This is a genomic window from Nostoc sp. 'Lobaria pulmonaria (5183) cyanobiont' (assembly GCF_002949795.1).
GTDB lineage: Bacteria > Cyanobacteriota > Cyanobacteriia > Cyanobacteriales > Nostocaceae > Nostoc.
Genome location: NZ_CP026692.1, coordinates 4,402,660 through 4,419,989 on the forward strand (window position 1 = coordinate 4,402,660; position 17,330 = coordinate 4,419,989).

Here is a 17,330-nt window from a genome sequence, read left to right on the forward strand (position 1 = left end):
TTGATTGACCTATAAATATATATTTAGTAATTGCTAATTATGAATAATTACTTGAAGAATATATTGGTCTTTGTTTTCTTTCAAAAAATTTCTGAATTCTTGAGAGCCTCTAATCTCATTGATGTGCAGACGCGTATTCGTTGAGGCAAGGGATGCCCAAGAAAGCAAACACATACGTAATTAATAAAATGCAATAACTTTACATAACTTACTTAAGTATTTTTTTACTTCTACATATTTGACAATAGATCGCGGTGTTATGTCTATCTTTTTTATGTGACTTTGTTTAAATATTCACATTGCTATATGCTTTTTTAAAGGAATAGAAAAGTTTTGATTATATTTAAATAAAATTTGCCAAAATCCCGGATAATTTAATGTGTTTTATCTACAGATTTACTAACTATATAAAAATTCAGTAAAGAAAATTTTTAATATTTAAAGATTTTAAAAATTAATATTTATCTATACTTCATCTTGACTATTACTTTATGTCCTTCTTACCAGAACCAGCAGAAATATAGTAATAACCTAAAATCAGTGGAGCAAAAACTTTTGCAAGAGCCTCACCATTCATGCATTTAAGCTAGGGAACACAATCAGCTAATCGTACTTTTTGAGTAACCTTATTGCGGGTGGATTATCCTGCGAATTACTACGCGACAGTTTCTCCATGAGACAACCAGACGCCGCGAGCAAAGAATTGTCAGCGTCCGAAACCCTACTATTTCGTTCATTTACAAAAGTTTTCGAGGGTTTGCCAGAAGCGATGCACGCTTTGGCTTTTCGCTTGCTTTCTAAGGATGAGGCTATAGAGGTTTATGAATATCTCGATTACAGTGTTCAAGAACGGTTAATTGAAGAACTTAAAAGCCAGGAAGTCTGCGATATTGTCGATCAAATGTCGCCGGATGACCGAGCTAAATTATTTGATGAATTACCGGCAAAAGTCGTCAATCGCTTGCTAGAACAACTGAGTCCAGCAGAACGTCAAGCTACAGCCCAACTATTGGGTTATGAAGCTGATACAGCTGGGCGAATCATGACACTAGAGTTAATCTCGCTGAAAGAAAACTTGACAGTATCTCAAGCTCTAAAGCGAATTCGTAACTTAGCTAATGCCAGTGAGATGATTTATTATCTTTATGTCATGGATGCGGCAAGGCGCTTAACGGGGATTGTATCGTTGCGGGAATTAGTAACATCTCAGCCTGAGCAAATTATTGGCGAAATTATGACCCGTGATGTGGTGTTTGTCTACACTGATACAGACCAAGAAGAAGTTGCAAGATTAATCCAAAGATATCATTTTTTGGCTGTACCTGTAGTAGATCGAGAATAGCTTATAGTAAGTATTGTTACGGTGGATGATGTGATTGATATTCTGCAACAAGAAACCACCGAAGATATCTATGCCTTGAGTGGTGTGCAGTCAGGTGGCGACAACTATTTTCAAATGAATTTGCTGGAAATTGCTCGAAAGCGGGTTGTCTGGTTATTGGTTTTACTTGTAACCAATACCGTCACAGGCACAATTATTAAGTCGCAAGAAGATATTTTAGCAAAAGTGGTGACACTAACGGCCTTTATCCCCTTGTTGACTGGTACTGGGGGTAATGTAGGCGCTCAATCTTCCACAGTGGTGATTCGCGGGATGAATACCGATGAAATCCGATCGCTTGGGGCATTGCAGGTAATCGGCCGGGAAGCGATCGCTGGGGCATTATTGGGAGGAATGTTAGGTGCGATCGCTACTGTCTGGGCTTATTTTCTGCAAGGACGATTAGAAGTAGCGATCGCTTCGCTGTAGGCACTAGTTTGGTAGCTATTTCTATTTTAGCTTCGATCTCCGGTTCAGCACTGCCGTTTCTATTTCGCTATCTGCGTTTAGATCCGGCATTAATGTCAGCACCATTCATCACCACAGCAGTTGATGTCGTAGGCGTTTTGATCTACTTCAATTTGGCGCGAGTAATTTTAAAGTTATGAAAAGAGTCATTAGTCATTGGTCATTGGTCATTAGTGAAGAATAAAGTACAAATGACTAACTTTTACAATTCTGATTCCGTATCTGGAGCAACAATTTCGCCAGTACCCAATTGCAGTATCATGTCCTGGTCAGTAATCAAGCCGCTAAGTTCTTTCACTTGTAAATTCATGTCTTCACAAGCTTGTCTTAGTTCTTGGGCAAATTTGTTGAGGTCTTGACCATAGCCACATTGATAAGCAGCAGTTTCAATTCCTTGCTGGGCATTTGCTCTAGCACAATCTACTAGTTCTCTGCCATCCAGTGGTGTAAGAGATGCCATAAACGTAGTTATTATTTTTTAAATGTACGCTGTTAGACAGATTATCAATATTTCCATGTTAAATCATCCCTCCAATGGATGACCATGAGGATGGAGTTAAGAATGAAAAAACAAAAAATTATGACTGCAAATTCTAGCGATTTTGGATTTTAAATTTTGGATTGAAAGAAAAATCTAAAATCCAAAACCTCAAATCCAAAATTGAGTAATTCCTAACTATTCTACTTAACCATTGATCACATCTCCACCATTAACATGTAACACTTGTCCAGAGACATAAGAACTATCATCAGAGGCTAAATATACGTAGCTAGGAGCAACTTCTTCTGGTTGTCCGGCTCGTTCCATTGGTACTTGTTTACCAAAAGTTTCAACTTTCTCTTCGGGAAAAGTTGAGGGAATTAAAGGTGTCCAAATTGGTCCTGGCGCAACGGCATTAACGCGAATTCCTTTTGACACCAAATTTTTTGATAAGGAGCGAGTAAAAGCAACGATCGCACCTTTTGTAGAGGAGTAATCTAGTAGTTGTGGGCTACCTTTATAAGCTGTTACCGATGTGGTATTGATGATAGCGCTGCCTGTTTGTAAATGCTTGAGTGCAGCTTTAGTCATGAAAAACATCGAGAAGATATTAGTGCGGAAAGTTCGCTCTAGCTGTTCTTCAGTGATTTCTTCAATACTTTCTTTCGGATGTTGTTCGGCGGCGTTATTGATCAGAATATCGAGTTTGCCAAATTCATCAACTGTTTGTTGTATGGCTTGCTGACAAAAAGTTTCATTCCCAATATCTCCTGCAATGGTAACTGCACGACGCCCTTGTTTTTCTACCAGATGTTTTGTTTCTTTGGCATCATCGTGTTCGTTAAGGTAAAGGATCGCCACATCTGCACCTTCTTTTGCAAATGCGATCGCAACAGCACGACCAATACCACTATCTGCACCTGTAATCAATGCTACTTTATCTTGTAACTTACCACTACCCCGATACTGAGCATCATCTGCTTTGGGTTTTGGTGTCATTTCTGATTCAACACCTGGTGTTTCTTGTTGCTGTGACGGTTGCAATTTTTGCTCTTTTTTCTCTTTTTGCTCTTTTGATTTAGCCATCTGTTTTACCTTGGTAATTGAATATTGAATTTGAGCATTGGGAATGGGGGATTGGATATTGATCTAACCCCATTTTTCTCATCTCTTCCATTCCCTATTTCATAACTAAACCTTGGATCGAAAAATCAACCCAAGGTTTATTTTTTGCTTTGACTCTCATTAGCCATTTGCACTTTTAGGCATTTATATCCTGAATGTTTGCCAAACTTACTTATTCCTAGCGACTGTACGCAACTTACATCATCGACCCTCGAAAATAAGTACACAAATCTGATGTGATGAAGAATTTATCTTTTTGCTCTGCTTTCAAGTTAACTATTATATTGCTGTACTTTATCGCCCCCTAGAGGTAAACTAAGCTGCAATTAGCTCAACCTTAAGATGGAAACGAAATTAAAGAAGTCGGCGATTTACGGGTTGCTATAGTTCGAGCGATCCTTGCGGACATACGGAAATTTTTTGCAAAACTATCTAAATGCTGACACGGCGACTATACATTTTCCAAAAGGGTGCGTGGTGCGCTACATTGATATCATTAGAGGGCATGGGTTATGGCAACATTAAATATTTCTGAGTTAGAACAGGTTGAAAAGTTTCGCCACTTACAATTAACCCTGCGCGATCGCTGGAAAACGAGCGAACTATTTGACAATAGTGAAGCAGATATTTTAATTATTCCCTCCCTGAGTATCGACCAGGGCGAACTCCAAAAAATCGAAGGCTGCGAGCATTATGAAGAAAGATTACTATTTTCCTTGATCCGGTTGCAGAATCCCCAGACTCGACTGATTTATGTAACATCAGTACCACTGCATCCTAGTATCATTGATTATTATCTGCAACTGTTGCCAGGAATTCCCTTTTCTCATGCTCGCAATCGCTTACTGCTACTTTCTACTTACGATTCCTCTTTTAAGCCTCTGAGCCAAAAGATTTTAGAACGCCCCCGCCTGCTAAAGCGGATTCATCAAGCTTTGAGGCTAGACAAATCGTTTATGATCTGCTACAACTCTTCGCAGTGGGAAGGCGAATTGTCTGTAAAATTAGGTGTACCACTGTATGCTGCCGCACCAGATTTACAGATTTGGGGGACAAAAAGTGGCAGTCGGCAAATCTTTGCCGAAAGCGGAGTACCATATCCAGATGGCACGGAAAAAGTTTGGAATCACACAGATTTGGCAGAAGCTACCGGTGATTTGTGGGAACGCCAACCGACATTAAAACGGGTAGTAGTGAAACTCAACGAAGGCATTTCTGGAGAAGGGAATGCGTTGTTGGACTTTAGACCAATTGAGAATGTAGCACCAGGCAAAGGGACTCATGCCCAAAGGGTAGCAGCAATTAGTGATCGCTTCTCAACAATGCGCTTTCAAGCAAAACTTGAGTCTTGGGATCATTTTTGCGGAAGAATCCCTGAATTAGGGGCGCTCGCCGAAGCATTTGTAGAAGGGGAAATTAAGCGATCGCCCAGCGTCCAAGGACGGATCACACCCCAGGGCGAAGTGGAAATCCTTTCAACTCACGACCAAATTCTCGGAGGACCAGACGGTCAGATTTACCTTGGTTGTCGCTTTCCCGCTGATGAAAGATATCGATTGCAATTACAGCAATTGGGACTTCAAGTTGGCAAAAAACTAGCAGAGAAAGGCACTTTAGAGCGATTTGGATTAGATTTTATTGCCGTTGACAAGGGTAACGGAGAGTGGGATATTCAGGCGATCGAAATTAACCTGCGTAAAGGCGGTACAACTCATCCATTCATGACCCTGAAATTATTAACGAACGGCCGCTATGACCTTTCCACGGGTTTATTTTATAGTCAACAAGGTCGTCCAAAATATTACATTGCCACTGATAATCTGCAAAAAGAGCGCTATCAGGGATTATTACCTAATGATTTAATGGATATTATTGCTCACCACAGATTGCACTTCGACAGCGGTACAGAAACCGGTACAGTGTTTCATCTGATGGGTTGCCTTTCACAGTTTGGCAAGGTGGGATTAACCAGCATTGGTGATTCTCCGCAACAAGCACAAGACATTTATAACAAAGTTGTCAAAGTTCTGGATGAAGAAACACGTAGCGAAAATCGTGATTTCTCGGCGTTTTCAGATTATTCCTTTCCCGTAGTTTGGGATGAACATAGTTAATTTGTTAAGAAGTGTAAACTGAGAGGGTCGTCCACAAGCTGAAAAGCTTATTGTTTCGTAGACCCCTCAGGTGACTTACTGATAACTGATTAGCTGATTACTTCTAAATGCGCTGATCGCTGTTAGGTAAATTTTGCTGGGTGTTTGGCTGTTTACGAGATTGCGATTGAGTATATATATAGGTTACTACTGCTAAAGTCAGTCCAATCGCCAATACCACCCCCAGAATTCGCAAAAAATTGGGATTAATTCTCGTAGTTAGCTGCTCACTTAACTTTGGTTGGTAAATAGTATCATCCGTTCGTGCTTGTGGTCTGCTTTGATTAGACGCAGGTCGTGGCTGATACAACGTCACATCTGGTTGCACTGGTGGTCTACTTTGATTAGATGCTGGTCGCGGCTGAAACAACGTCTTATCTGGTGGAACTGGTGGTCTATTTTGATTAGATCCTGGTCGTGGTTGAAACAACGTCTTATCTGGTGGTACTTGTTGACCGCATTGATTAGATCCTAGTCGTGGTTGAAACAACGTCTTATCTGGTGGTATTTGTTGACCACCTTGATTAGATCCTGGTCGTGGTTGATATAACGTCACATCAGGTTTGCTGGCGTTCCGATTATTCACCGGACTCTGTTGATTTTGCTCAACTGGGTTAAATGGTCTGGGAACGGTTTCGTGATTTGAACCTTCAGTCTGTCCAGCCTGAATGGGAGGAACGGTTTGCTCAGATTGGTTTTGCTTAATCGGGTTAAATGGTCTGGGAACAGTTTCGTGATTTGAACCTTGATTGGAAGCAGATGGAGGACGCACAATCGTGTCGTCGTTCGATTGTCTGGGAACAGTTTCGTGATTTGAACCTTGATTGGAAGCAGATGGACGCAGAATCGTGTCGTCGTTCGATTGTCTAGGAACAGTTTCGTGATTTGAGCCTTGATTGAAAGCAGATGGAGGACGCAGAATCGTGTCGTCGTTTGATTGTCTGGGAACAGTTTCGTGATTTGAACCTTGATTAGAAAAAGGTTGCGATCGCCCAGTAATTTCTCCAGATACACTAGATTCTGTGGCAAATTTTGCAGCAGCTTGCAAAGCCTGATTTAGTTCTTCTACCGTTGCAAATCGGTTAGCTGGGTTTTTTTGGAGGCATTTCATCACCACCGCTTCCAATTGTATCGGTAAATTCTCACACTCTGGTTGCGATCGCAGTGGTTTTGGTAGCTCATAAGCATGAGCTAATACCCAAGATGCCTCACTGATATAACTACCCTTAATGCTGATTCCAAAGGGGTCGGCTGCACTCAGCATTTCATAAAGGATAATTCCTAAGCTGTAAATATCACCTCTGGCGTCCAGGTTTCGATCGCTTTGGATTTGTTCGGGAGGTGCGTAACGAAATGTACCGATAAATGTACTAGTTATATTTGTAATATTGGAATTTTCTGAAGATTCACCACGAATTTTGGCAACACCAAAATCCAAAACCTTCACCCATTCTCCCAAATCTGTCGGCATCAAAAATATATTATCTGGTTTCAGGTCGCGATGAACTACCTGAATATGTTCAGTGGTTTTGCCGCCATCCCGTTGGAGAGTCACTCCTTGATGGGCAAGCTGTAAACCCTTACAAACTTGCGCCATAATCTTCACCGTCCGCTCAACAGACAGCCGCTTTTGGCGCAGCAGTAATTGCCCAAGCGTTTGCCCCCGCAAATATTCCATGACGTAAAATGGAAAACCTTCCGGGGTTACACCACAATCACTAATCTTAACAATGTGGTCGCTTTGCAAAGCAGCACAAACTGCCACCTCCCGCTCAAAACGCTTTCTCATTTCGAGTGATGCCACTAGCGTATCTTTGAGCAACTTCAACGCTACCTGCTGACCGACACGGGTATCCGTTGCCAGGAAAACTTCTCCCATGCCACCCCCGCCTAACCGTCTGTCTAAACGGTATCGCTGGTTATCACCTACGAAGCGACCATTCCAAGAATTTGAAGAAGGTGGGGATTTCATCTGGGGCAACCCATCCTAGTTACTTTAAGTGTTAACTTTATTCAGAGATAATACTAGTATTACAAATAAATATGATTGCTTCATAACTTAGATGAATATTAGTAATATATGCTACTAGTAATTATCTAATTATACTCAGCTTAACATATTAGTAACTTAAAGTAATGCGATAAATTTGATAAAATGTTTAAACTTAAGACCTGTAGCAGTTGAAATTTGTTCCTGATATTTAAGTTAGCGCAAGTTCTACGAGAATCGTCAGCTTCTGTAGTGCTGAGTGACTAAGAGAGTGAAACGGTAGAGCGCAAACTACGAACCTAGCAAGTCAAACTTGATAAACAAGTAATTTAATTTAATACTCTTCTTAAATTACACTGCTAATTTTGACTAGTGAATCAGGAGGCGAAGATGGAAAGCAACACCACAACATGGTGGATATATGCATTATTGTCAGCTGGCTTTGCAGCATTGACAACTATCTTTGCCAAAATTGGGATATAAAATGTGAATGCTAATTTAGCAACAGCAATCCCAACTGTTGTCATTTTAGTAGTTGCTTGGGGGATTGTATTTTTTCAGGGAAACGTAGTTAATATCTTAGCTAAACCTCATCTATGTTGAGAACCGTAGTTTTTGCCCTCACCCTAAATCCCTCTCCCAAGTAGGGAGAGGGACTTCTTTCCGGCTCCCCTTCTCCCAATATTGGGAGAAGGGGCTGGGGGATGAGGGTTTTTCTATTCATACAGAACTACGGTTTTCAACGTGGACGCAGTTTATATCCCAAAAAACCATGATTTTCTGATTATTATCTGGAGTATCTACAGGGTTATCAGGGATTTTTTACTTCCAAGCCTTACAAGCCGGAAAAGCTTCCCTTGTTGCACCAATTGATAAATCAAGCTTGGTATTAGTTTTATTGTTTTCAGTCATCTTTTTGGGAGAAACATTAAATTGGAAGATCATTTTAGGAACTGGGTTAGTAGTCATAGGCACTTTAGTTTTAATTATTTAAAATTTTAATTAAGAGGATGTTTTAAAATTCCTACTGTTCAAGTACATTATGTAGCTTTGAGTGAAAATTTACCTACTTTTAATAAGGAAGTTTTGACCATTGCCGAGTCTTTTGAATTGAGATGGTAGGTGGATTTATGCCGTGCTGTACTAATAGTTGACAATGCACTTTTGTCTGCCGTGCTGATAGTCTTTGCGACAATAGGACTTAAAGTTTTGCAAAATATATTCTATTAATGTACTCTGGCGTACATGATTAATATGTGCTATTTCCATGAGGAATCAGGATGAGTAATGTGCTCTCTATAGCCGCAGTGACAGCAGTACTAAAAGTCTTGCTGGAAAATGGTTTAGTCAGCGATCCGATCGCTGCTAGTGTTGGTGATGTGATTGTAACTGCTCTACCGCCCGATCGAATTTCAGTTGAAGCTGACGAGCGTGCTCAAATCAACCTCTTTCTCTATCAAGTGACGCAGAATCGCAATGTCGATTGGGTATCTCAAGAATTTCGGAGCAGGCATTCACGTATTAATGGAAACCCGCGCTCTGCGATTCCACCACTAGCTCTTGACCTTCACTACTTATTAACAGCCTACGGAGCCAAGGATTTTCAGGCGGAGCTTTTACTAGGCTATGCAATGCATTTATTACACAAAACACCAGCGATCACATCTGATATTATTGAAAATACTTTGATAAATGCATCTACAACCAATACCTCAAGTGCTTTTTCCCAAGCTGTAGCAACTGTGTCTGTATCCGATTTAGCTGAACAAATTGGGCAGATAAAACTGACTCCAGAGTTTTTTAACATGGAAGAAACTTCTAAGTTATGGTCTGCTTTACAAACACACTATCGGCCTTCAGCTACCTATCTGGCATCAATGGTATTGATTGAGAGTAGCAATGACAAGTCTGAAAGTTTTTACATGATGCCCTTGTCTCAACCGAATATAGAGCAAGTTATAGCTCCGACAAAAACTGAAAAAATGATTGTTGCAGGTACGAAATTAGTAATTCGTGGTAAACGGTTACGCGGTGAAATCACACGAGTTCGTTTCGGTAATACAGAGACATTACTAGTACCTCAAGAAGTAAAAGAAACCCAAATCAGTTTGTTAGTGCCGCCAGATTTATACGCAAGGGTTCAGGGTGTCCAAGTTGTACATCTAACAATGGGCAATAATGCAGGGCAAACGAATCATCTAGTTGAATCAAACGTTGCGGCTTTTGTCTTACATCCAACAATTACAGCATTCGTCACTCAAGTAGAAAATAGCGGCGAGAATTTACGCACGGCAGAAATTACCGTTAAATTCCAGCCCAAAGTAGGTAAGGCACAGCGGGTAGTTTTGCTACTCAATGAGGTATTAAATGAGGTATCAGATGATAGTCCGGTAGCTTACTCTTTCTTGGCTGCACCACCGACTCAAGACACTGATGCAATCATGATTCCGGTCAAAAATGTGAAACCAGGAACTTATATTGTTCGGGTGCGGGTAGATGGGGCCGAAAGTCCACTGCAAAAGAATCAGTTTGGGGAATATGATTCGCCACAGGTGACAATTTTATGAATGCTACGACAATTAATCACAATTGGGATGAGGCAAACTACCGCTACCTATCAGCAGCCCTAGCCGTGGTGCGTGGTATTTTGGAAAATCACACGGCAAAAGAGCAAAACCAACCTGAAGAGCACAACCAAGAGCATTTACAGCAAGTGTTACAGGAAACGGCTACTGCTATGCCTGCACCATCAGCATTGGAGAGAATATGCAAAATGTTTCGCCTCTCATCCTTTGAACGTGATTTGTTGCTGTTGTGTACAGGTATGGAATTAAATGGAGATTTTGCCAAATTGTGTGCTATAGTTCACGACGATTCACAACGAGCTTACCCAACTTTGGGTTTAGCTCTGGCAGCTTTACCTAACGTCCACTGGGATGCGATCGCTCCAAATGCTTCCTTACGTCATTGGCGATTAATTCAAATTGGTGATGGTCATTCCCTAACTCTCAGTCCCTTGAGAATTGACGAGCGGATTTTACATTATCTCACGGGGATTCAATATCTTGACGAACGGCTAGCTGGTATCATTGAGCCATTACCAGAGGTTAGCGATTTAGTACCCTCACACCAAGATTTAGCAGAGCGAGTAGCAGCGGTTTGGTCACAAGCTTACAAGGTTAATAGCTTACCAATTATCCAGTTATCTAGTGGTGAAACTGCTAGTAAAGGTGCCATTGCCGCGACAATTTGTCAAATTCAGGGTTTAAGCTTGTGGGTAATGCCTGCACAAGTCATTCCTTTAGCACCTGGCGAATTGGATAATCTCATCCGCCTGTGGACTCGCGAGACGATTTTAAGTAAGAGTGCCTTACTCATAGACTGCAACGAACTGGATACTAATGATACAGCGCGGCTGAATGCGATCGCTCGTTTCATTGAACGCACAAACGGCTTTTTAATAGTCACGAGTCGGGAACGGATCGGCTTATCACAACGCCTAGTAGTTAATTTTGACGTAGATCAACCAACTAGCAAAGAACAAAGTGCAGTTTGGCAAGATGCACTAGGGGCGAGTGCATCGCAAATGAATGGGCAAGTCAAAACCCTAGTGGATCAGTTTAACCTCAGTGCTGCAACCATTCGTGCTGCTTGTGCAGAAGCCGCAGGACAGTTAGCACAAACACCAGAAAGCGATATCACTAGCATTTTATGGGATGCCTGCCGCGTGCAAGCACGTCCACGCTTGGATGAACTCGCCCAACGGATTGAGCCATCTGGTGATTGGGAGGACTTAGTATTACCAGAGGCACAGAAACAAGTTCTCCGGGAAATTGCGGCTCATGTGCGCCAACGTAGTACTGTATATAATAATTGGGGTTTTGGGGGCAAGAGTGCGCGGGGATTGGGAATCAGCGCTCTATTTGCAGGTAGTAGCGGCACTGGTAAAATTTTGGGGGCAGAAGTACTGGCTCATAAATTACGCCTTGACCTCTATCGTATTGACCTATCATCAGTAGTTAGCAAATATATTGGCGAGACAGAGAAGAATTTGCGCCGAGTATTTGATGCCGCCGAACAAGGTGGAGCGATTTTGTTATTTGATGAAGCCGACGCTTTATTTGGCAAACGGAGTGAAGTCAAAGATGCGCGCGATCGCTATGCCAATATTGAAGTTAGCTACCTATTGCAACGTATGGAAAGCTACCCAGGTCTAGCAGTCTTGACTACCAACCTGAAGAGTGCGATTGATACAGCCTTCCTGCGGCGGATTCGCTTTGTGGTGCAGTTCCCCTTTCCTGATACAATGCAACGAGCCGAGATTTGGCGACGCGTCTTTCCAGCCGAAACCCCAACCGCAGATTTAGATGCTCTGCAACTAGCACGGCTCAATGTCGCTGGGGGTAATATCCGTAACATTGCTTTAAATGCAGCTTTTTTAGCTGCCGATGCTGGGGAATCAGTGCAGATGAAACACGTATTGCGGGCGGCTCAAACAGAATATAGTAAGTTGGAGAAACCCTTGACTGATGCGGAAGTTGGGGGATGGATGTGATTTTACTCTGGTAATTCACCAAATCTTTCCCGATAGCGAGCAAGCATGGACTCCATTTGGGCAAGTTGCTGTTGGGCTTGTTCGCGTTGCTGTTCAGCTTGTTGACGCTGTTGCTGTTCTTGGTGTGCTACTTCTTCTGGCGTGGGTGTCAGTTGTCCATCGGGAGTGAAAAAGCGCAACTTCGATTGATAAATTCCCAAATATAACTGCAATTGCTGACTCCATAACCAACCTGCTTCATTTGCTTGCAGTTCTTGATAACGGCCATCTAATAAATGAAATCCTTTAAATTCTAAACTTACCGGGTCAAACCAAAAATAATCAGGAGTCCGCCAAACATCTTGATAGATTTCCTTTTTCAACCCTCTATCAGTAGCAGCTGTTTTGTCAGAAAGAATCTCTACAATCACATTTGGGTATTTGCCATCTTCTTCCCAAACTACCCAGCTTTTGCGTATTTTGCGTTGGGTATTTAAAACTACAAAGAAGTCGGGGCCTCGAAATTGCTCAGACTTGCGTTGACGCGGACTGTAATAAATCGTCATGTTACCGCAAGCGTAAAAATCTTGACGCTCTTGCCACAACCATTCCAAACACTGAATTAACAGCAGTATTTGCCGTAAGTGTAGTTCTGTTTCCAAAGGTGGTTCATCACTGTATAAATCACCAGGAGGAAATATAACATCTTCTGGTGTGTCTTCTAAAATTATTCCTAAATCTTGAGCAGAAGACATAATAATTTCTCTTTTGACAAGATAAATCTAACTTAACCCAATTCATTCAGCTTCAGAAGCGAACGCCCCAGCTTTTCATCCCAGCTTTCTAAAATTATAAGTCTTGCTCACACAAAACACCTGCTGTCATAGAATAATTTCCACTTCAGTCGATAGCGATCGCCACTAAACAAATTGTATAATTTGATTCAAAAATATGCTTGAGGTTGTGAGATGAGCGATCGCATATTTGAACCTAACAAAGCTGGTACATCCACTTCAAATCCGTCGCTGGTCTCAGCAACAACTCTAACGCTGGCGAATCCAGTGCGCTGCAACCATACAAGGGAAATACGATCAAACCGCTTCTCAATGGACTGTACCAAGTCCCTTAGTCAACTTTTAATTATTTACGTCGATTTATTTACAAAGCCGTCTACTAAATCAAAGATTTTACATCGTTTCCAATCTCCGACTGGTGACACAGATTTGAGTTGCACACTTTAAAACTTTTTCAACTTGTTTTGGTGCTTTGATTTCAGTAAATAGCTGAATCGCTCGATCAAAATTTATTTGACTGTCATCAGGCTTTGACATCTTTTGATTAGTTAAACCCAATTGAAAATAAGCTTCAGCCAGGTCACACTTTGCACCTATTTTATCCAAAAGTTCGATTGCTTCTGTATGATTAACAAGAGCTAATGCAAAATCTGTTTGTTGTCGATGGATTTCTGCTAAACCATTGAGTGTTTTTGCTTTTACCTGCATATAGTGACTTTCTTCAGCAAAAGTCAAAGCTTGATGGAATATCTGATTTGCCTGAGAAAATTCGCCTAAATTGACGTAGGTTTGACCCAAAATTTGCATAAAATAGACAAATCTTCCAGTCTGTTCTACCAGTTTTTCGTTAGTAATATTTTGATACGCTACATCTGCTAATTGATATGAGGCATCATGCAAACCTAAATAAGAATATACTAAAGCTAAACAGACTGAAGCTTTCTCTGCCCAGCGATGATGCTCGGTATTTTGAGCTAAGTAAATTACTTGTTGAAATAACTTTGCGGCTGCTTCTAGTTCCCACAAATCTCTTTTGTAAAGACCAATACTTAATAAAGAATCTACCTCGAGCATTCTCAGATAGTAAACTGTATGTTTATTTTTTGGTTGAGGTACAAGTGACTTTAGTGCTTGGGTTGCCAGAATAATAGTCTTTTCTTGACAAGCGATCGCTTGAATAATCTTACCTGTTATCCAATATAAATCACCCAAAATATTGTAAAGTTCGCTGAGATTTTGGTCATTTTCTAGATTCTTAACGACTTGATTAATCGCCGTAAGTATCGGTTGAATTAAACCCATTCGATACAACGTACTACCAAGAGGTAAAAACTGCTGCCATTGATTATTTCGGCTTTTTAAAATGACCTTGGCTGCCAACTCAAATTCATGAATCTCTATGTAGTGATAATATGCTTCTAAAGCTTGCAAAGCATCCTTGAAAGTTTCAATTTGTTTAACACTAGTTGTCCAAAATTCTGCGGCTTTGTGGTTGGCAATTTCCCATTCATTGCTGGGGCGTAAACGCGCGATCGCCTCTGCACAAATCACCGGATGCAGCCAGTATTCACCTTTATCGCACTCCACCAAAGACCGATTTCTCAACGAGGCGATGATTTGGCGATGTTGATCAGGTGCAACATCCCAAAGTAAACAAAACAATCCTTGAGATGGAATGGTGGGTATATCTTGGTAACGATAACATCCCAAACGACAAAGTAGGCGATAAGCTTGGGGATCGAGGGCTTGCAGGCGATTGATTTGACTAACTGCTAAATTTTTTAAGTCGGTTGCTGCTAACGGATCGGCATGATTTTCTTGCCAATAAAGAATCATGTCACCATCAAAATCCTCCTGAATCGAACCACAGAGAATTCCCATTGCTTTAGCATTACCGCCATAAGTGCGATGCATGATTTGCAAGGTTGGCGAGTTGGTAGCTAATCCACGGTTGCTAAAAAACTTTTGCCATGCGCTTTCATTTAAGCTAGGAAGCCGATAATGATTTACATTCAGCCCAGGTTCACAAAGGCGATCGCGACTAGTAATCAAGGTAACAGACTGCACCCTAGCATCAGCCAAAACCCGCAATAGTTCTACATAGTTGCGGTGAGAAGCAATCAACCCACCTTGTTGATCCAATGCAGGTTCGAGATTGTCAATTAACACCCCAATCCGCCGATTGTGGAGTTGGCGTTTGAGTCTTCCCAATGTCACGCCAAATTCTACCCCAGGTTCTTGATCAAAGTCTTGTTTGAGCCATTCTTCTACTACTCGTTCGGCGGGGGTGATATTCTGCGTTTCCTTCGCCATCAGCAGTTCTAAAACCAACTCAAACCCCTGATGAAGATATTGCTGCGCTAGAGTGGTTTTGCCTAAACCGCCTTCACCTTGGATGACAATCACTTTTGACCCCTGATTTACCAAATTATTCAGGTGAGCGATCGCTTCTGTTCGTCCAATAAAATTGGTATCCTCTAATTTTGGGATGGGATTTTGGGGCGATCGCGAGTAATCAATCAGACTGGATGATATCGCAGTAGTTTTTCTCAGAACTCGCTCCAAAGTAGCGCGACAATTACTTTTGGTAATCTTTTGGCGCAATACTTTAGAAAGCAATTTCCATAACTGAGAACCAGCATCCTTGGCGTGTCCTTCCGTACAACCGTAAGAATGAGCGATATCCAAGTATTTTCTACCCAACCAAACTTGCACAAGAATCACTTTTTGCAAATCGCTCAACCGTTCCCCAGTCTGAGGGGGAATTATGGCGTCTAACCATGCTAATGCTGCTTCAGCGTCCATTGTGTAACGACGAGGGTAGGTCAGATTTTAAGGACAACTATAAATCAATCTACAGTTATGTTGCTGAAGTTTTCGGATAAGATTCTGTAAATCCGACTTTTTTCCCGACTTTTGCAAACTTTATTCAAAATTCAGCAGCAAGTTCTTGAAACGATTGCTGTTATTCCAACGGTAGGTATTAAAGTCTCGTTGATCAGCTGTCAAAATTCGTCCATGTCCCAGATGTTCTGCTAGAACAACCAGAGAAGCATCTGCCATATCCATTGGTAAATCGGCATATTTTTCCATGAGTTTAACTATGCGTACAACATGGTGACTTCGTAAATCAAACACCTCAAATGCTTCCTGTGCAACCTCTCTCAAAAAACTACATTGAGCATTATTACCACCTCCTCTGGCAAGAAGAAGGTAACAAGTTTCGGTAATAACAGGGTAAGTAGTGACTAGTGGTTCATTGAGAGCATTTAAAACTTGTAGTGCTAATTGATGGTATTGATCGTTTTGGTTCCCAAGTGCCACGAAAAAGCCAGTATCAGCGATGATCATACTTTTCTTGGATTAGCGATCGCACAATGGCTTCGGAATTAGCAGCTAAGTCAGTTTCTCCTTTGAAACAGCCGATAAATTTACTTTGCTTGAGTTTAGCTAAGGGATCTGTTTTTTGTTGCTGAAGTTGTTGATAGCGCAGTTCAATCGAAGATTTAATTGCTTCTACTGTATCTTGGTCAGCCTCCTGTTGGATGTAGGCAAGCTTTTGAGCATATTCTTCATCTAGCTGAATATCAAAATTCTTCATTGCCACTAACTTGGAACGTTTACCTAAAGTATATCGTCCGCGTCGAATCGTCTAGAATAAAACTCATTAGGTAACATTAGCACCATCATTACTTATGGTGAAATCAGACTCCCGTCAATTGCCTAGTAGTGCTGAACTTCTTTGTTCAGACGATACACCTGTGGATAACGAAGACCAGAACTTTATTCCCAATTTGCTTCTCTTTTTGCTGCAATATATTTGGGCAAACCGTAATGACTGGTTTTTCAGTGTGGATATGGGCGTTTACCATACCACAGGGGTTAGTCCGCTTGTGCCAATTGTACCAGACGGATTTTTGAGCTTAGGTGTAGAACGCCGCAAGGCAGATAAATCTCGTAAAAGCTATGTTGTTTGGGAAGAAAATAACATAGTGCCTATCCTGGCTTTAGAAATTGTCTCCTTAACTTTGGGTGGAGAATACGACAAAAAATTAGACATTTATGCCAAGTTAGGGGTACTGTACTACATTATTTATAATCCAGAGTATTGGCAACGCGATCGCCATCAACCTTTTGAAGTTTATCGCTTAGTAGATGGTAGCTATCAATTGCAAATTGGTGAACCCTTTTGGATGCCAGAAATTGGTTTGGGAATTGGGCGATCGCAATACGTATCTGGTAATATCCAGCGTCAGGTTTTGTATTGGTATGACCAACAAGGAAAGCGCTATCAAACTCCAGAAGAACAGCTTGAATTAGCGCAAAAACAACTTGAGCGTTATCGTCAACAATTTGGGGAATTGCCAGAAAGGTAAGCGGGGCGATACTCCTTTCATAGTATAA

Annotated in this window: 13 protein-coding genes and 2 pseudogenes; 6 read left to right on the forward strand and 9 right to left on the reverse strand. The window is 41.3% G+C overall.

Features of this window, described 5'->3' with window-relative positions; all coding sequences use genetic code 11:
• Positions 1–742: 742 nt before the first annotated feature.
• Positions 743–1,989, forward strand: a pseudogene (mgtE, locus tag NLP_RS19335) (magnesium transporter); the annotation flags it as partial.
• A gap of 62 nt (positions 1,990–2,051) precedes the next feature.
• Here mgtE and NLP_RS19340 read toward each other — a convergent pair.
• Together NLP_RS19340 and NLP_RS19345 are read right to left on the reverse strand one after the other, a co-directional pair.
• Complete coding sequence (locus tag NLP_RS19340) at positions 2,052–2,309, reverse strand: hypothetical protein (protein ID WP_104907805.1); 258 nt, start codon at positions 2,307–2,309, stop codon at positions 2,052–2,054.
• Between the two features lie 225 nt (positions 2,310–2,534).
• The gene (locus NLP_RS19345; RefSeq protein WP_104907806.1) at positions 2,535–3,416 is read right to left on the reverse strand and encodes an SDR family oxidoreductase; all 882 of its coding nucleotides are present in this window, start codon (positions 3,414–3,416) and stop codon (positions 2,535–2,537) included.
• A 551-nt stretch (positions 3,417–3,967) separates the two neighbouring features.
• On the opposite strand from NLP_RS19345, the gene NLP_RS19350 reads away from it, so the two are divergent.
• A complete protein-coding gene (locus NLP_RS19350) occupies positions 3,968–5,569 on the forward strand; it encodes a peptide ligase PGM1-related protein (protein WP_104907807.1) in 1,602 nt (533 codons plus the stop codon).
• A 103-nt stretch (positions 5,570–5,672) separates the two neighbouring features.
• Here NLP_RS19350 and NLP_RS19355 read toward each other — a convergent pair whose 3' ends face one another.
• Together NLP_RS19355 and NLP_RS36155 are read right to left on the reverse strand one after the other, a co-directional pair.
• Entirely contained in the window at positions 5,673–7,580 is a 1,908-nt protein-coding gene (locus tag NLP_RS19355) for a serine/threonine-protein kinase (protein ID WP_104907808.1), read from the reverse strand.
• 395 nt (positions 7,581–7,975) lie between these two features.
• Entirely contained in the window at positions 7,976–8,125 is a 150-nt protein-coding gene (locus tag NLP_RS36155) for a hypothetical protein (protein ID WP_158680463.1), read from the reverse strand.
• A gap of 278 nt (positions 8,126–8,403) precedes the next feature.
• Here NLP_RS36155 and NLP_RS19360 point away from each other — a divergent pair.
• The 3 genes and pseudogenes from NLP_RS19360 to NLP_RS19370 form a co-directional block, all read left to right on the forward strand.
• A pseudogene (locus NLP_RS19360) lies at positions 8,404–8,592 on the forward strand (EamA family transporter); the annotation flags it as partial.
• A gap of 286 nt (positions 8,593–8,878) precedes the next feature.
• Positions 8,879–10,165, forward strand: coding sequence for a DUF4255 domain-containing protein (locus NLP_RS19365; protein ID WP_104907810.1), 1,287 nt, complete (start codon positions 8,879–8,881; stop codon positions 10,163–10,165).
• Positions 10,162–12,153: an ATP-binding protein gene (locus NLP_RS19370; RefSeq protein ID WP_104907811.1), complete on the forward strand. Its 1,992-nt coding sequence runs from the start codon at positions 10,162–10,164 to the stop codon at positions 12,151–12,153. The genes NLP_RS19365 and NLP_RS19370 overlap by 4 nt, the downstream gene beginning before the upstream one ends.
• Before the next feature lie 2 nt (positions 12,154–12,155).
• Here NLP_RS19370 and NLP_RS19375 read toward each other — a convergent pair whose 3' ends face one another.
• The 5 genes from NLP_RS19375 to NLP_RS19390 all read right to left on the reverse strand — a co-directional run bounded on the left by NLP_RS19375 (position 12,156) and on the right by NLP_RS19390 (position 16,527).
• A complete protein-coding gene (locus NLP_RS19375; RefSeq protein ID WP_104907812.1) occupies positions 12,156–12,887 on the reverse strand; it encodes a Uma2 family endonuclease in 732 nt (243 codons plus the stop codon).
• Between the two features lie 188 nt (positions 12,888–13,075).
• Positions 13,076–13,252, reverse strand: a complete 177-nt coding sequence (locus NLP_RS33345) for a hypothetical protein (RefSeq protein WP_158680465.1) — start codon at positions 13,250–13,252, stop codon at positions 13,076–13,078.
• Positions 13,253–13,319: 67 nt separating this feature from the next.
• A complete protein-coding gene (locus NLP_RS19380; RefSeq protein ID WP_104907813.1) occupies positions 13,320–15,731 on the reverse strand; it encodes a tetratricopeptide repeat protein in 2,412 nt (803 codons plus the stop codon).
• A 120-nt stretch (positions 15,732–15,851) separates the two neighbouring features.
• The gene (locus tag NLP_RS19385; RefSeq protein ID WP_104907814.1) at positions 15,852–16,277 is read right to left on the reverse strand and encodes a type II toxin-antitoxin system VapC family toxin; all 426 of its coding nucleotides are present in this window, start codon (positions 16,275–16,277) and stop codon (positions 15,852–15,854) included.
• A complete protein-coding gene (locus tag NLP_RS19390) occupies positions 16,264–16,527 on the reverse strand; it encodes a hypothetical protein (protein WP_104907815.1) in 264 nt (87 codons plus the stop codon). Before NLP_RS19390 ends, NLP_RS19385 begins: the two co-directional genes overlap by 14 nt.
• A gap of 94 nt (positions 16,528–16,621) precedes the next feature.
• Here NLP_RS19390 and NLP_RS19395 point away from each other — a divergent pair, with 94 nt between their 5' ends.
• Positions 16,622–17,302, forward strand: a complete 681-nt coding sequence (locus tag NLP_RS19395) for a Uma2 family endonuclease (RefSeq protein ID WP_104907816.1) — start codon at positions 16,622–16,624, stop codon at positions 17,300–17,302.
• The last annotated feature ends 28 nt before the right edge of the window (positions 17,303–17,330 follow it).

Excerpts from the sequence above, each read along its gene's own strand:
- NLP_RS19390 (WP_104907815.1), bottom strand. The coding sequence starts at position 16,527 with ATGAAGAATTTTGATATTCAGCTAGATGAAGAATATGCTCAAAAGCTT.
- NLP_RS19350 (WP_104907807.1), top strand. The coding sequence starts at position 3,968 with ATGGCAACATTAAATATTTCTGAGTTAGAACAGGTTGAAAAGTTTCGC.
- NLP_RS19395 (WP_104907816.1), top strand. The coding sequence starts at position 16,622 with ATGGTGAAATCAGACTCCCGTCAATTGCCTAGTAGTGCTGAACTTCTT.
- NLP_RS19345 (WP_104907806.1), bottom strand. The coding sequence starts at position 3,416 with ATGGCTAAATCAAAAGAGCAAAAAGAGAAAAAAGAGCAAAAATTGCAA.
- NLP_RS19380 (WP_104907813.1), bottom strand. The coding sequence starts at position 15,731 with ATGGACGCTGAAGCAGCATTAGCATGGTTAGACGCCATAATTCCCCCT.
- NLP_RS19375 (WP_104907812.1), bottom strand. The coding sequence starts at position 12,887 with ATGTCTTCTGCTCAAGATTTAGGAATAATTTTAGAAGACACACCAGAA.
- NLP_RS19365 (WP_104907810.1), top strand. The coding sequence starts at position 8,879 with ATGAGTAATGTGCTCTCTATAGCCGCAGTGACAGCAGTACTAAAAGTC.
- NLP_RS19355 (WP_104907808.1), bottom strand. The coding sequence starts at position 7,580 with ATGAAATCCCCACCTTCTTCAAATTCTTGGAATGGTCGCTTCGTAGGT.
- NLP_RS36155 (WP_158680463.1), bottom strand. The coding sequence starts at position 8,125 with ATGACAACAGTTGGGATTGCTGTTGCTAAATTAGCATTCACATTTTAT.
- NLP_RS19370 (WP_104907811.1), top strand. The coding sequence starts at position 10,162 with ATGAATGCTACGACAATTAATCACAATTGGGATGAGGCAAACTACCGC.
- NLP_RS19385 (WP_104907814.1), bottom strand. The coding sequence starts at position 16,277 with ATGATCATCGCTGATACTGGCTTTTTCGTGGCACTTGGGAACCAAAAC.
- NLP_RS19340 (WP_104907805.1), bottom strand. The coding sequence starts at position 2,309 with ATGGCATCTCTTACACCACTGGATGGCAGAGAACTAGTAGATTGTGCT.